Consider the following 14,813-nt stretch of genomic DNA (forward strand, 5'->3'; position numbering starts at 1 on the left):
CCTTAATCTATCGTTCTGATCAAAGTTCAGAGGGGCTGGTTTTACACTCCAACTCCCTTTATACTTTATATTTGATACCTAAAAATATCCCGCAGTATGAACTTGGAAATGGAGACCTTAATCAATGTTGACTCATTCCAATCCTTCTATTAAGAAACAGATTTATGACCGAATCTCATTTCTCGGCACCGTCTCCAAAGCCGATTTAATGAACGAATTTTCACTCACCCCCAGCAGCATGACGCGGTTCCTGGAGGAGATGACCAACCGGGGGCTGCTCGTGATCTCCGGGCTGGGGAACTCGACCGGCGGCCGCAAGCCAATCTTGTTCCAAACCAATCCGAAGTACCGGTATATCTTAGGGTTGGAGATTTCCCGAATTTACTCGGTTCTCGGTTTGTATGATATGCATTTGACCCCGTTGTCGTTGGCTCGTTGGAAAATGGATGAACACATGACACCGGAGGTGCTGGCCGACCTTGTTACCGATACGGCCAAAAGGTTTCTTCATGAGCATGGCATCACATCCGCCGACGTACTGGGCCTGGGCATCGGGGCGGTAGGCCCGTTGGATCATCAGAATGGCATCATCCTCGAACCGGAGTGGTTCCCCGCGCCGTCCTGGCGCCACGTCCCGATCTGTGCCATGCTTGAAGAGAGATTGGGTATCCCGGCCCAGCTAGATAACGGCGCCAACACCGCGCTGATCGGCGAACACTGGGCCCTGCGCTCGGACACGATCCGCCATGCGCTTTACGTACACGTCGGCGTGAATATCCGGTCCGCCGCTATGTCAGAAGGCCGGATTCTTCGGGGCGCCGCCGATACCGAGGGAGCGATTGGACAAATGATCATTCAGATGAACGGACCCAAGCTCCGCAATAAAGGCAACTCCGGTGCCTTGGAGGCTTTCGTGTCCGTGCCTGCGCTGGAAGATCGGGTACGTGCAGAGCTGAAGAGCGGCCGCAACAGCGTCTTGTCCAGCCTAGCCCCGGAGCAGATCAACTTCGCGACTCTGGTTGACGCGTTGTCGCAGGATGATCCACTGGTTAAGGAACAATTTCAGGAGACGGCGGTCTGCCTCGGAACCGGGCTGGCGAATCTGATTAATGCGTTACACCCTGAATATGTTGTATTGGGCGGCCCGCTGATCAACGCGCACCCGCTCGTCTTCGATACTGCGGTGGAGGTCGCCAAGCAGAATGCGTACCATTACCCTCAGTATAATCCGCTCTTCACCCAAGGGCAGCTAACCGAATCCGCCGTAGCCACAGGAGCCGCCTTGATGGTGCTGCAGCGCTGGTCAGGGGATTAGAACATCACGCAAAAGGCGTTGTTTGCACACAGCGCCTTTTGCATGTTTCTGAGCGCTGTCCTCCTATCCCCTTCCACTCCTGCTGCGATATTCACTAGGGGACATACCCGTGGATTTCTTAAATAGCCGCGAGAAGTATAACGCATCGTTAAAACCTACGGAGGAAGCGATTTGGTCAATGGTTAACGGGCCGGTGAGCAGCTCCTTCGCTTTCTCGATCCTGACCTTCGTTAAGTACTGCTTCGGTGACAGTCCTGTCCGGGCCTTGAAGGCGCTGAACAGATGGGCGCGATGGTAACCTAAATTGCGCGCCAGCTCTTCAATACCGATCTGCTGCGGATACTGCAGCTGGAACCAGCGGATCGCCTGCTCTACCTGCCGGTCGATCATCGTTGGCTCTTTCGCTGCGTTACGAGGCAGGTGCTCCCGATTCACCCTTCCGAAATGATGCAGCAGCAGCGTCATCCAGCCCGCTGCCTCAAGACTCTCCAAATGCGGAGGGTCGCTTTGACGAAACGATGATCGCAGCCGAGCGTATAACTCCCGTAGTTCCTCCGGCTCTTCAGAACTTACCACCGGTTTATCCGGTGTAATGCCAACATCCGCCAACTGCCGAAGGACCCCCGGTCCTCTTAACGCAACCCATGCGTAATGCCACGGATCCCGCGAATCTGCCTCGTAAGTGAACAGTCCCTCGGGAAAAATGACAAAGGTATCCCCTTTCTGGCAGGGGTATTCCCGTCCTCCCCAGGTAAACATCCCCTTCCCTTCAAACACCGTATGCAGCAAAAAATAGTCATGCACGGACGGCCCAATGCGATGGTTCGGGTGCGGCCGCCCTTGTCCGCTAAACAAAATCGTGATATCCCGCTCTCGGTCATCGGGGTTCATCTGGACTTCAAACAAGTCGTGATCGGGAAACAATCCTCACAACCTCCTGAACGCATAGTGGCCTGCTCTCCCTAGCGTAAGGGATGGCAGACCAAAATACAACATTCCTCCATACTTCCCTTTCATTCCTCCATACCTTTCCATCAGCCGGAAAGCTATATTGAGGAGGAAAAAGGAGGAGATCAAACATGTCCAAAATTACATTTATCGGGGCTGGAAGTACAGTATTCGCAAAAAACGTACTAGGCGATTGTATGTTGACTCCCGCGTTGCAAGGCTTCGAGCTGGCTTTGTACGATATCGACCTGCAGCGCCTCAAAGATTCCGAGAACATGCTAACCAATTTGAAGCATAGCAGCGGCAGCACGTGTGTCGTCAAAGCCTACACCGATCGGAAGGAAGCGCTGAGAGGTGCGAAGTACGTGATCAACGCCATCCAAGTCGGCGGATACGATCCATGTACGATCACGGATTTCGAGATTCCGAAGAAATACGGGCTGCGCCAAACGATAGCCGATACAGTGGGGATCGGCGGTATCTTCCGCAATCTGCGGACCATTCCGGTAATGCTGGACTTTGCCGCAGATATCCGAGAAGTGTGTCCCGACGCGTTGTTCCTCAACTACACGAACCCAATGGCCGTGTTGACCAACGTCATGAATACATATGGCCAGGTTCGTACCGTGGGTCTCTGCCACAGCGTGCAGGTTTGCGTGCCCGGATTGTTCGACAGCCTAGGTCTGGACGCAACCGGGGTTCAGGCAAAAATCGCAGGCATCAACCACATGGCTTGGCTGCTCGAAGTTACCCGGGACGGCGTTGACCTCTATCCCGAAATCAAACGACTTGCGGCAGAGAAGCAAAAGCAGCCGCATCATGATATGGTCCGTTTCGAATTAATGTTGAAATTTGGTTACTACGTGACCGAATCGTCGGAGCATAACGCTGAATATCATCCCTATTTCATCAAACGGAATTACCCTGAACTGATCGATCGTTTCCAAATTCCGCTGGATGAATACCCGCGCCGCTGTGTCGAGCAAATCTCGAATTGGGAGCGCATGCGCGAAGAGCTCGTGAACAACCGGGAGCTGAAGCATGAACGCACGCACGAGTACGCTTCGTACATCATGGAAGCCATTGAAACCAATGTTCCGTTTAAGATCGGAGGCAACGTCATGAACACAGGGCTGATCCCGAACCTGCCATCCGAAGCGTGCGTGGAAGTTCCCTGCCTTGTGGATGCCAGCGGCGTAACGCCTACCTATGTAGGAAATCTGCCGCCGCAATGCGCTGCGTTAAACCGGACGAACATCAACACCCAGCTCTTGACGATCGAAGCGGCGATTACCCGTAAGAGGGAGCATATCTACCATGCTGCCATGCTCGATCCCCACACGTCCGCCGAGTTGTCCATCGATGATATTATCGCATTGTGCGATGACTTAATCGAAGCGCATGGCGATTGGCTGCCAACTTATCACTAATGGCGAGTCTCTCAATTATTTGACCGACCCGATCATCCCGGCCACAAAATGCTTCTGCATCACGAAGAATACAATGGCCGTCGGAAGCGTTGAAATAACGATCGCCAGCATGATCAGTCCGTAATCCGGTGAGTAGCTGGAACCCAGCGTCGAGATCAGCAGCGGCACCGTCTGCTTCTGTGGCGTCTGCAGCACGATCAGCGGCCACATATAGTTGTTCCAGCTGCTCATAAACGTAATGATCGCCGCTGCCGCATACGTCGTTTTCATCGTAGGCACATAAACCCGGAAGAACATCCCCAGCTCGGATAAACCGTCTATTCGGCCGGCTTCCAACAGTTCCTTCGGGAACATCTTGGTGCTCTGGCGGAAGAAGAAAATCAGAAACGCCGTCGTCATGGTTGGCAGCACTACCGCGGCCAGCGTATCGATGCCGATCAAGGGCAACAGATTGGTAATGCGGCCGAACATGCGATAAAGCGGCACCATCAAAGCTGCAAAGGGCAACATCATCGACAGCAGCAGCACATTAAATACGATGTCCTTCGCTTTACTGCGGTAAATCTCGAAGCCATACCCCGCCAATGAAGCGATCAACAAGGCCAGCAGCGTCGTGGAGACGGAAACGACCAGCGAATTTTTCAACGCATTTAACATATCAACCGAATCCATCAGGTTGCGCAGGTTCACCATAAAATGGGAGCCTGGCAGCAGCTTGCCCCGGGTGACGTCCACCGACGGGTTCGTTGAGCTCACGATGATCCATAGAAACGGAAAAATCGAGACAAACGCCGCCACAGCGAGGAAGGCATACATCGAAAATCGTTTGGCCGCTCTAAGCATCGCGATCACCTGCCACTTTAAACTGGATGATGGATAAGAGTATGATCATCACGACAATGGAATACGACACCGTTGCCGCATACCCGAAATTTGCCGAGTATTTAAACGAGAGATTGTAGATGTACTGCGAGATCGTAGAGCTGGCGTTCCCAGGTCCGCCCTGCGTAATGTTCATCACTTCGTCGAACAGCTGCAACGTGCCGATGGTCGAAGTGATTGAAGTAAACAAGATGATCGGTTTCAGGAGCGGAATCGTAATCCGGAAAAACTGCGTCACCGCCGACGCCCCGTCGATTTTGGCCGCTTCGTAAATCGTCGGCTCGATATTTTGAATCCCTGATAGGTAAAAAATCATGTTATATCCGGTCCAACGCCAAGTGATCGCGATAATGATCGTCACCTTCGCCCAGAACGGGTCGGTGATCCAGGGGATCGGTTCGGATATGAGGTGCAAATGCAGCAGCATCAGATTCACTAATCCGTCGCCTGCAAACAGATACTTGAAAATGACCGAGTACGCGACCAGTGACGTGATGCAAGGCAGGAAAATCGCCGTGCGGAAGAAGCCTTTCCACTTCAAATTCCGGTCATTTAACACGACGGACAGCACCAAAGCCAACAACACCATGATCGGCACCTGAACAACCAGGTAAATCAATGTATTTTTGACCGCGGTCAGGAACATGGAGTCTGTAAACAACCGCCGGTAATTCCCCAGCCCGTGATAGGTCAGATTCGAACCGGTGCCGGTTTGCAGCGACAGGATGAAAGCTTGGATCATCGGATAGAAATAAAACCAAGCGATCATCAGCACCGCAACAAGGACAAAAGACCAACCGACAATCGATGTTTTCCAGCGCAAGCGAAGTGCAGGCCCGGATGCTCTCATTGATTTCATCTCCTTCTCTTTGTAGTCCGCAAGGCCGCCTCAGAACCAGTGAAACCTTGGAACTGGGAACAGCCCAAGGTTTCACTGGTTCCTTTCGCTTCGCTTATTGCAGCTGGGATTCAGCCTGAGCTTGAGCGTCGCGCATGACGCTGTCCACATCTTTGCCGTTTAAGTAATTTTGGACTTCGATGACCAGAATGTCCTCAATCGCATAGGTGTGCAGCCCGTAATTGACCTTAGGCACTTCTTCCGTCCACTTCGCGAAATCTGCATAAATCTTCTGGCCGCCAAAGAAATCATCGGCTTTATCATAAGCAGAACCGCTGGAGGCTGCCTTCAGCGAACCAATCGCACCGATCTTCTCCAGCAGCAGGGAGTAGAATTCGCTGTCCGAACCAAACGTTTCCGCGAGGAAATTCGCTGCCGCGTCCTGACCGTCCAGGTTCATGACATACCATGAACTGCCGCCAAGGCTCGAGGCGTTCACGGAATTGGCGCTGCCCGCGAGTTTCGGCGTTGGGACAACCGCCCATTTGCCGGATTGGGAGGCCTCGGCTTTCACGGACGGCGTAATCCAGTTACCTGTAGGCACGGTCGCGACATCTCCGTTGTTAAAGGCCGCCAGGAATTGGCTCCAGTCCGAATTCATCTTGACGATATTCGCATCAAACATCGCTTTGTACGTTTCCAGCGCTTCCTTGATTACCGGATTGTCCGCCAAGTTTGGCGTTTTGCCGTCCTCCTTCAGATACCACTCTCCTGCTGACTGCGCCATCACCCGAATTAACCCGAGGTCATTGGGATCTTGAGTCAGCATATCTTTGCCGGTAACTTCCTTGATCTTCTTGCCGATTTCGATATATTGGTTCCAATTGATGTTCGTTACATCGTCCAAGGTATAACCTGCCTGCTCCAGGTAATCCGTCCGCACATACAGCCCTGTTGCTCCGGAATCGAACGGAACGCCGTATTGCTTGCCGTTATAGCTGGTTGGCCCGATTTTGTACTCGGCGAAATCCTCTGCTTTGATCACATCAGACATATCGCGGAATGCATCCGGATAAGCCTGCAGGAAGTTTTGCGCCCGGTAGTCTTCAATCAGCACAATATTGGGCAGCCCTTTGGTTGTTCCCGAATTGAGCCCGGTGTTCAGCTTCTGCACGATATCGTCCTGCGCATATTCTACGATGTTCACCTTCACGTCGGGATGCTTCGCTTCATAGCGTTCTTTGGCCAGGTTCAATGCCGCAATGTTGAAGTTGGGATCCCAAGCCCAAACTGTGATTTCCTGGCTGCCTTGCGACGCTCCCACGCCGTCTCCTGCACTCGAATCGGCTGAATTGCCTGGATTTGCCGCGTTCCCACCGTTTCCTGAAGTTCCGGAACCTCCGGAACAAGCAGACACCACCAGCGTTAGCAGTAAACTGGCTAGCAGCACAATCAAGCTTTTTCTCATTTCGGTTCATCCCCCTCATGTTTAATGATGGGCAGCGCTTTCAACTCATAAGTAAGCGCTTCCTTTTGCTCGCTTTTAGGATAGCATTGCGGTTGAACCGGCCGTTAGGAATATCTTTGTGTGGTTTGGTGATTTTCTTGTCCGTGTGAAGGAGGGGCTTTCGCGGCAGTGGTCTTTTTTTTGGAAAATGGAAAAATCTTTAGACCGCATCCCCGGTAACGTCCGTTTCCTCCATTAACGGGAGCACAATGCGAATTTGCGTCCCTTGCCCTTTAACACTGGAGATCTGTACACCGTAGGACTCTCCGTACAACAGCTTGATTCGGTGATTAACGTTCTGAATACCGATACCCGCAGGCTTCCGTCTCCGCCCCTTGGAAGTACCCGAAACTGATTCGTCAGAAGTGTGCTGCTCCAGCATTAGTTCTTGTCCGCCATTTTCCATCCCGTCCCCGTTGTCTGCCACTTCGCACACAAGCGTGTGCTCTGTTCTCGAGATCAGGATGTAGATCGTCCCTTCGGTTTTGACGTTAAACGCATGGAAAAAGGCGTTTTCGATAAACGGCTGAAGCATCAGCTTCGGGACCTTGCAATGCATACAGTCAGGCGACACGAAATAGCTTACCTTGATTCGGTCGCCGTACCGGACTTGTTTAATAAATACGTAGTTTTTCAAGTTCTCCAGTTCCTGCTCGATCGTGATCGTTTCGTTGGCATTGCTGATCGTATTTTGCAGCAGGGAGATCAGCGCATTAATCGTCTCGGCGGCCGTCTCCTTATTGCCCTTCTGCACCAACAACTTGATCGAAGCGAGTGTATTGTAAAGAAAATGCGGGTTGATCTGCCGCTGCAATGCGGCGAGCTCGGCGTTCCGCTGCTCCTTCTGCGTCTCCAGCAGCCGGTGCACATAATCGTTCAGTTCGTCCAGCATATAGTTAAACGCCTTGCTCAGCTCTCTTACCTCATAACTGCCGCTGACAGCGATATAATTGCGGAAATCCTTCTTTGTGATGGTCGACATCAGCCGAACCAAACGGGTTAACGACAGCGTTAATCGGCGTGAGATCACGAACACAACTAGCAGCGCAGCGCCAATGATAGTCAAGCAGATCAGCGCCAGTTGGCGGATGTTCATGATCTGCCCGGCGGTGTACTGCCGGTCGATCAGATTCACTAGATAGAAATGATAAGGCGGAAGCTCATTCGCCAGAATGATGGCATCTTGACCAAACGCTGTACCGTTTAAATAATCGAGCTGGTCGCGCTTCAGCGTCTCCACATCGCGTAGCAGCTCCGGCGACTTGCCGCCGATCAGCTCCGTGCGGTTGCTGGAGACCACGACTCCAGAAGGATCGAGCACCAAAACATCGTTGCCGTTGCTGGTAAAGTTGGCAAAAAAACGCCGAAACTCTGACTCCCGTATCGCGATATAGAGCATCCCGTAACTAAGCCCGCCGGTTCGGTCGACCAACGCTTTCGTAGCCACAATAAACCGTTCCTTGCCCGCTTTCCCGTCCCGCTCATCGTATTGGTACAACACTCGCAGCGGCTCGGCGGCAGCTTGGCGGGTTAACGGATCGTCGGAAAGATCCTGCGGCGACGCCGGCCAATAATACGGATCGGTGGAATAGCTGCGCCCATTAACCCCGATAATGGTGACAGCAACATCATATGCCCCCAGATTGGACGAGATTTGCTCCATCTGCTCCGCCATGCGGTAGTAAACCTTCGACATCGCCACCGAATTCGTATCCCCGCCGGTGAGATACGTCTTCACCGAACCGCTTTGCGAGGCAAACGTGACGGCATTAACGACGGAATCGTTAAATGATTCCAGTCCAGTATTGATCTGATTTAATACCTTCCCGTTGGTGATACTGAACGTCTCAGCGAACAGCCGCTCCGCCATGCGGATGGTGATCAATGAGGTGAGCAGACACACGGCAACGATGCTGACGGTCATGACGATGAACAGTTTGGAAATCAGACGGCTGCGGCGAAATTTTTCGATCAACTTCATCCGTCATCCCCTCTTGGCGAGCTGCTGCCGCCGGTATTCCCGCGGCGACAATCCCGTATGTTTTTTGAACACTTTGGTGAAATAACTCGGGTCCGAATAACCGACGCGGCTGCCGATTTCCGAGATCGGCAATCCATCTGAACGCAGCAGTTCCATCGCCTTGGCAATCCGAACCCGGTTCAAATATTCGCTGAACCCCTCATCATTGTGAGCAGAGAAATAACTCGATAAATACGACGGATTAAAATGAAAATGCCGGCTAAGCGAGGTTAAGGTGAGCGGCTCGCCATAGTGCTCGTCGATATAGTCGAGCAGCAGCTTCATGTTACCGTCGCCGGGGAGCGGAACGCGGGCGGCAACGATCGATTCTACTTCGCTTAAGAACGTGTTAAACGCCTGCAGAGCACCCGTCGCATCCTGCGCTTCATCGATCGCTTTGAAGTAAGCGTATTTTAACCCGTCCAGTTCCTTCGCCTCACGATGAAGCTCCAAGGCAGCAAGGGTGACATGGAAGACCGCATTCCCCAGGAACGATTTGAATTCAAATGGCGTTTGCAAGTAACAACCGGCCGCTTCGGCGGCAAGTTCTCGCATTCGTGCAAAAACTTCCTCCGCCTGCCCCCGCTTCAGCCCGGACAGTAATTCCTTCATATCGAACGCAGGAAGACCGCGAGCTGGGGGCAACTCATCCGCCTGTAGGACGGTTATCCCCGGAAAATAAAACCGATAGCTCAGCAGCTTCAGCCAATCCTCCCGATACATACTCCCCAAATCGTTTAGCTCCGCAAATTCGCTGCCGATCACCCACGTTGTCTCCGGCATCGCCTCCGCCTTGTTCCGCGCGTACTCGCGAATCGCCTCAATCACTTCCTGGCTGTCCGCATCGGAAAAATTCAGCAGCATCAGCAACCGTTTGTCCCCGGTAACAATACTTTGGAGCCGCACCGGAACAGACAGCTCCTGTAATCGGCTCTCGAGCCCTGCCGCAAGTCCCTCCAGATACCCTTCCGGCTCCCCGGCCATCCACCCGGCATCCGTGCCGGTCAGCAGGAACCGCTCGTAGGGGAAAGCTGCCGCCAGCCGGCTTTCCCCCTCCTCCGGCTCGTAACCGTCGATCAACCTCTCCAGCAGGCGCTCCAGCGGCAGGCTCCAGCGCTCGGTTTCCTGGAGCGCAAGCCCGGGGATTTTGCGGGCGGTTCTTTGCAGCACCTGCAGAAGCTCCTCCGTCTCCATCTTCGGCTTGAGAATGTAATCCGCCACACCGCTTTGGAACGTGGACCGAACATACTCGAATTCCCCAAAGCTGCTGAGCACAATCACCTCGACCTGTGGGTAGCGGGCTTTCAGCACGCGGGTGAACTCCTCCCCGTCCATCACCGGCATGACGATATCCGTAATCACGATATGAGGCGACAGCTGCTCCACCAGCTTTAGCGCCTCCTGGCCGTTGGCCGCCTCGCCGACGATTCGAAATCCCTGCTGCTCCCAATCCAAATGGTGCTTAATCCCCTGCCGCACCAATAGCTCATCGTCAACAATCAGGATCCGGCAAACCTCTCTCATGTCCATCCCCTCCGCATTTAACCATTCCCACTCGTCGTGACAGCGTTTACAGAAAAAAGAGAAGCGGAACCATCCCACCGCGTCACCGTCACCGCAGGTCGAGCCGATAGTTCACCGCATATTCCGTCTCTCTGAACCCTTCCTGTAGATACAATGCCTTCGCCCGTTCATTTTCCGCATTCACGCATAAGATAGCCCGGGCATATCCGTTCTCCCGGCCAAACTCCAAGGCCCGGCGCAGCAGAAGGCGGCCCAGTCCCTTCCCTTGATATTCGGGGAGGAGGGCCAAGGATCCGATATTCATAATCGGCGCATCCAGGTACTCGTCATCCGAGCACCGAACGATGCCGACGGGCCGTTCCTCGTGCACCAGGAACAGCATGCCGCCGTTTAGATAATCCACCTCCCCGGAATACTTCGCCACCATGTCCTGGGTGATTGGCGTCTGGCTGCCCTTTAACTGGGCGAAGCCGGCATTCCGCACGGTGCACCAGGCCTCCTCGTCCTCCCCGGGACGAAACGCGCGGAGGCGGTAACCTTCCGGCAACTCATAGGGCGCAGGCTGCAGCGGCTCGTTCACCAGCAGGAAGGAGTACCGCTCCACCTGAAAACCTAACTGCGCAACGCGCTCCATCAGTCCGGGGTTCACCGACGGCACAAAGATAAACATACTGGCCAAACCTTCGCCATGTTTCACAATCTCATCAAGCAAGCGGCGATACACCGCCGTATCTTCCGTCTCGGTGTGAAAAATCCGAAAACGCGCCTGCTTCCCCCTGCGCTGATACGCGTCGGCAATCATCGAGGCCGCCCCAACCACTTCCCCCTCTCCATTCACGGCGAGATAGGTTGGATGCTCCTCGTGAATTTGGAACTCCGCTAAATCCTCCTCATACAGAAAGGAATCGTCCACCACCTGGCCATGCTTGCGACAATACGCCTTGAAGTCCTCCAGGCGCTCCGGGCTAAGGGCCAATATCCGCGTATCCATGGTTGTTCCTCCATTCGTAACTTCGATATAAAAATGATCAAATTACATGAACAGGATTAAGACTAACACAACCGCCAGCACACCGATAGCGTACATCACGCCCAGGCGGAGCCAATTCTGGCCCGTTTGTTGGGTATAACGCGAATTTTCCTCCCGGTTGCTTTGCGATTGTCCGATCCTTATCGTCGCAATCAATCCAAATGCCAAGATCAGAACAATGATTAGAATTAACCACATCATACAGCCACACCCTTTACCTTCCTATAGGAGTTGTTGTCCCTATTATAATAACACCGGGACGATCGCGCACCCGCGAGGATGAATTTTCCCGCTCGCTGGTCTCCCGCCATAACAAAAACCCCATAACCATATAGGTCAGGGGTTTTGCCTCTATCACGAAGATATATCCTCGCGTTCTATGCTTCCAACCTTTTTCCTCGCAACAACAACCTCTTGGTTACTCGGACTTCACTTGCTCCAGCTTGGCGATTTCCGCCTCATACAATTCGAACAAATCGGCCAGAGCCGACTGGATGGCTTTCGTGTCCTTCGACTCCACCGCTTTCCCCAAATCGATTTGACCTTGAAGCAAATCATCCGCAATCGGGGTAACCGTAGTCAACGTCACCATTTCGCCCTTGCGGGTTCCTTCTGGAACTCCAGCTCCCGTGATGTGAAGCCCTCCCTTTAGTTTCACCGCGAAGCCTTCCTGCCCCTTCGTCACGTTAATGAATTGGACTCCTTGTCCATCCGCCGGAACAGTTCCATTTGGGGTTGGAGCCAGTTTGATATCTATGGCAGTGGGTGTGGATTTTACGGCAAGCTCCTCGTATTTTTTCAAGAGATTACTCCAAGCTGTGGCCGTTTCCGGTGCATATTGTTTGGCGAGGGCTGCCGGATCCTCGAACTTCACCGTCGCAATCGCCGGGATGGCCACCGTTTGAGCGACCTCGTCCGGACCTGCCGCTTCCTTGGCACTTGCTGCCGTGGGACCGGCGATCGCCGATACCAGCAGCGTCGACAAGGCGATGTTTTGCAAGATCTTTCGGTTACTAAGGTTCATCATCAGAAACACACTCCTTGATTGGGATTTTGTCTTGCACGTCCAAGTGTATCCCTAAGTGATGTCAGGAGTTTGGTGGAATTATGGAAAAACGATGGCAGCAGCCGCAAGTGGAGACGCCGTTGGTATAATATGACGGGAAGGGGTGTTAAACGCATGAACGACTATTTTATCGCCGTCGTGGACGATGATCAGCATATCCGTAATCTTGTGGAAGCCTATTTGGTGAAAGAAAATTACCGCACCCTCGGGGTGGCCACCGCCGAGGAAGCCTGGGCGTTATGGCGGAACGACCCGCCCGATCTCTGGGTTCTCGACATCATGCTGCCGGGAATGGACGGGTATGAGCTGTGCCGCCGAATCCGGGAAGAAGCCGACGTCCCTATCGTCATGATTTCCGCCAAAGACAGCGAAGTGGATAAGATCATGGGGCTCGAATTCGGCAGCGACGATTATTTGGTTAAGCCTTTCAGCCCTAGAGAGCTAGTTGCTCGGGTGAAAAGGCATTTGCAGCGTTGGGACAAGCTGCGAACCTCCGATGTGCCGGTCGAAGCCAACAACAGCAAATCCATGCTGGAACTCGGCCCGCTGCAGTTGCTGCTGGATGAGCGACGCGTGTTCTGGGATAAACAGGAGGTCGACCTGACCTTTAAGGAATTTTCTTTGCTCCAAGCGTTCGCAGAGCATCCGAACCGTGCGTTTACCCGGGAAGAATTGCTGGTTTTGGTCTGGGGCGACGATTATTTCGGCAGCGATCGGGCAGTGGACCATCTCATTAAACGTCTGCGCAAAAAAATCGAAAACCTCCCCGTCGAAGCTGTTTGGGGACACGGATATCGCATGCGTATGGAAGGTGGGGATCCCTCATGAAATTAGTCCATCAAATTAACCTGGCGTTTGGATTGCTGTTGGCCGTGATCCTGGGAGCTACCGCCGTCATCATTCATTACGTTCTCCTGGACCATTTAATCGAAGCGAAAAAGCAGGAAATGAATACCCTCAGCGCCAGCGTGGCAATCAGCATGGAACATCAGCTCCTTCCGGCCGAACTGCCCTTAAACCGTGCGGCTTGGCAAGAATCCGACGTCCCTCTCGCTTACGGAGTCCAAGCGATTTTCGCGGATTCTGAAGGGAAGGTTCTGTCCAGAACCCTCCCCTCCCAGCCTTCGGTAACTCGCGGGATCGCTGCGGAGTCCATTACGATCACCGGAACCGATCCGCTTGACGCGAAAAAGCTGCAGGCACTGCAGGATGGGGAGGACAACCGTTATATCGTTGCGGTCCGTGCCCTGCCCCAGGGAACCTTGACGCTCGTCACCCCCAAAAGCACTGTCAGCGCGATCGAACGGGCCTTATACGTCCGGTTGCTGATCGTGCTTGGAATCGGTGCCTTGCTTGTCCTGCTGCTGAGCCTCGTCATTACACGCAAGCTCATCAACCCGCTGATGAAGTTGCGGGATGAACTGAAGAAAGTGAAGGAACGCCGGTTCGCGGAAGTCAGGCACATTCAAGCCGGGGGCGAGATCGGGATCGTTGCTCAGTCCGTGTATGATTTGGCCGGGGAATTGGACCGCTATATCCAAGTGCAGAAGCAATTTTTTCAGAACGCGTCCCATGAGTTGAAAACCCCGCTGATGTCGATTTCAGGATATGCGGAAGCGATCCGTGACGGCGTCTTTGAAGGGGAGCAGTCGCAAAAAGGATTAGATATCATCTTAAGCGAAAGCGGCCGGTTGAAGCGGATCGTCTCGGAGATGACGCTGCTCGCGAAGCTGGATAGCGAGGCGGATATTTTCCATCCGGCAAAAGTTGCGATTCAAGAGTTGCTGGAGGAGACCGTGGAACGCGTCAATCCGCTGCTGCAAGACAGGGACCTCCAGTTGGCGATCGAGTATGCGGACGAAGCCGCGGAACAGGTGGCCGTAAGCGCCGACCCGGACAAACTGTCGCAAGCCCTGCTGAACGTGGTCGCCAATGCCGCCAGACATGCCGACCGGGCGATCACTATCCGCGTCAGCGTAGATCAAGATCAGGTGAGAATCACGGTTACCGACGATGGCAGGGGAATTTCCGAGGAGCTGCTGCCGCACCTCTTCCACCGCTTCGTGAAAGGAAAAGAAGGCGAAAACGGATTAGGACTCGCCATCTCCCGAGCGATCGTTGAACGCTGCGGCGGTCGGATTGAGGCCGCCAACCAAACGCACGGGGGCGCTTTGTTTTCGGTTACCCTCCCGGCTCTGTAGCATCTTCCCTCTTTGCTCTTAATATATTGGAAGCAGGAGCGAAGGGAGGATG

General features: G+C 53.6%; 13 protein-coding genes. 4 read left to right on the forward strand and 9 right to left on the reverse strand.

The annotated features are described in order from the left end of the window. Positions 1–124 precede the first annotated feature (124 nt). On the forward strand, positions 125–1,315 hold the full coding sequence (locus C812_RS10740) for an ROK family protein (RefSeq protein ID WP_016312686.1): 1,191 nt from the start codon (positions 125–127) through the stop codon (positions 1,313–1,315). Positions 1,316–1,378: 63 nt separating this feature from the next. Here C812_RS10740 and C812_RS10745 read toward each other — a convergent pair whose 3' ends face one another. Beyond that, the gene (locus C812_RS10745; protein WP_016312687.1) at positions 1,379–2,239 is read right to left on the reverse strand and encodes a helix-turn-helix transcriptional regulator; all 861 of its coding nucleotides are present in this window, start codon (positions 2,237–2,239) and stop codon (positions 1,379–1,381) included. Positions 2,240–2,394: 155 nt separating this feature from the next. On the opposite strand from C812_RS10745, the gene melA reads away from it, so the two are divergent. Then, positions 2,395–3,693 carry an alpha-glucosidase/alpha-galactosidase gene (melA, locus tag C812_RS10750; protein ID WP_016312688.1) on the forward strand — a complete coding sequence of 433 codons (1,299 nt, stop codon included), beginning with the start codon at positions 2,395–2,397 and terminating at the stop codon, positions 3,691–3,693. 15 nt (positions 3,694–3,708) lie between these two features. Here melA and C812_RS10755 read toward each other — a convergent pair whose 3' ends face one another. The 8 genes from C812_RS10755 to C812_RS10790 all read right to left on the reverse strand — a co-directional run bounded on the left by C812_RS10755 (position 3,709) and on the right by C812_RS10790 (position 12,518). Further along, entirely contained in the window at positions 3,709–4,536 is an 828-nt protein-coding gene (locus C812_RS10755) for a carbohydrate ABC transporter permease (RefSeq protein WP_016312689.1), read from the reverse strand. Then, the gene (locus C812_RS10760) at positions 4,529–5,425 is read right to left on the reverse strand and encodes a carbohydrate ABC transporter permease (RefSeq protein WP_016312690.1); all 897 of its coding nucleotides are present in this window, start codon (positions 5,423–5,425) and stop codon (positions 4,529–4,531) included. Before C812_RS10760 ends, C812_RS10755 begins: the two co-directional genes overlap by 8 nt. Positions 5,426–5,528: 103 nt before the next feature. After that, positions 5,529–6,881, reverse strand: a complete 1,353-nt coding sequence (locus C812_RS10765; RefSeq protein ID WP_016312691.1) for an ABC transporter substrate-binding protein — start codon at positions 6,879–6,881, stop codon at positions 5,529–5,531. Between the two features lie 199 nt (positions 6,882–7,080). Then, positions 7,081–8,901, reverse strand: a complete 1,821-nt coding sequence (locus C812_RS10770) for a cache domain-containing sensor histidine kinase (protein WP_016312692.1) — start codon at positions 8,899–8,901, stop codon at positions 7,081–7,083. 3 nt (positions 8,902–8,904) lie between these two features. Beyond that, the gene (locus tag C812_RS10775; protein WP_016312693.1) at positions 8,905–10,464 is read right to left on the reverse strand and encodes a response regulator transcription factor; all 1,560 of its coding nucleotides are present in this window, start codon (positions 10,462–10,464) and stop codon (positions 8,905–8,907) included. 88 nt (positions 10,465–10,552) lie between these two features. After that, positions 10,553–11,455: a GNAT family N-acetyltransferase gene (locus C812_RS10780; RefSeq protein WP_016312694.1), complete on the reverse strand. Its 903-nt coding sequence runs from the start codon at positions 11,453–11,455 to the stop codon at positions 10,553–10,555. A gap of 42 nt (positions 11,456–11,497) precedes the next feature. After that, the gene (locus C812_RS10785) at positions 11,498–11,695 is read right to left on the reverse strand and encodes a hypothetical protein (protein ID WP_016312695.1); all 198 of its coding nucleotides are present in this window, start codon (positions 11,693–11,695) and stop codon (positions 11,498–11,500) included. A gap of 217 nt (positions 11,696–11,912) precedes the next feature. Continuing rightward, the gene (locus C812_RS10790; RefSeq protein WP_208855753.1) at positions 11,913–12,518 is read right to left on the reverse strand and encodes a hypothetical protein; all 606 of its coding nucleotides are present in this window, start codon (positions 12,516–12,518) and stop codon (positions 11,913–11,915) included. 156 nt (positions 12,519–12,674) lie between these two features. Between C812_RS10790 and C812_RS10795 the strand changes: the two genes are divergently transcribed. Then, positions 12,675–13,388 (forward strand): response regulator transcription factor, encoded by a 714-nt coding sequence (locus C812_RS10795; RefSeq protein WP_016312697.1) that lies wholly within the window; start codon positions 12,675–12,677, stop codon positions 13,386–13,388. Beyond that, entirely contained in the window at positions 13,385–14,761 is a 1,377-nt protein-coding gene (locus tag C812_RS10800; protein WP_016312698.1) for a sensor histidine kinase, read from the forward strand. Before C812_RS10795 ends, C812_RS10800 begins: the two co-directional genes overlap by 4 nt. Positions 14,762–14,813: the final 52 nt, after the last annotated feature.

It is taken from the genome of Paenibacillus barengoltzii G22 (assembly GCF_000403375.2).
In the GTDB taxonomy this organism is placed as follows: Bacteria; Bacillota; Bacilli; order Paenibacillales; family Paenibacillaceae; genus Fontibacillus; species Fontibacillus barengoltzii.

Excerpts from the sequence above, each read along its gene's own strand:
- C812_RS10740 (WP_016312686.1), top strand. The coding sequence starts at position 125 with ATGTTGACTCATTCCAATCCTTCTATTAAGAAACAGATTTATGACCGA.
- melA (WP_016312688.1), top strand. The coding sequence starts at position 2,395 with ATGTCCAAAATTACATTTATCGGGGCTGGAAGTACAGTATTCGCAAAA.
- C812_RS10755 (WP_016312689.1), bottom strand. The coding sequence starts at position 4,536 with ATGCTTAGAGCGGCCAAACGATTTTCGATGTATGCCTTCCTCGCTGTG.
- C812_RS10760 (WP_016312690.1), bottom strand. The coding sequence starts at position 5,425 with ATGAGAGCATCCGGGCCTGCACTTCGCTTGCGCTGGAAAACATCGATT.
- C812_RS10765 (WP_016312691.1), bottom strand. The coding sequence starts at position 6,881 with ATGAGAAAAAGCTTGATTGTGCTGCTAGCCAGTTTACTGCTAACGCTG.
- C812_RS10770 (WP_016312692.1), bottom strand. The coding sequence starts at position 8,901 with ATGAAGTTGATCGAAAAATTTCGCCGCAGCCGTCTGATTTCCAAACTG.
- C812_RS10775 (WP_016312693.1), bottom strand. The coding sequence starts at position 10,464 with ATGAGAGAGGTTTGCCGGATCCTGATTGTTGACGATGAGCTATTGGTG.
- C812_RS10780 (WP_016312694.1), bottom strand. The coding sequence starts at position 11,455 with ATGGATACGCGGATATTGGCCCTTAGCCCGGAGCGCCTGGAGGACTTC.
- C812_RS10785 (WP_016312695.1), bottom strand. The coding sequence starts at position 11,695 with ATGATGTGGTTAATTCTAATCATTGTTCTGATCTTGGCATTTGGATTG.
- C812_RS10790 (WP_208855753.1), bottom strand. The coding sequence starts at position 12,518 with ATGAACCTTAGTAACCGAAAGATCTTGCAAAACATCGCCTTGTCGACG.
- C812_RS10795 (WP_016312697.1), top strand. The coding sequence starts at position 12,675 with ATGAACGACTATTTTATCGCCGTCGTGGACGATGATCAGCATATCCGT.
- C812_RS10800 (WP_016312698.1), top strand. The coding sequence starts at position 13,385 with ATGAAATTAGTCCATCAAATTAACCTGGCGTTTGGATTGCTGTTGGCC.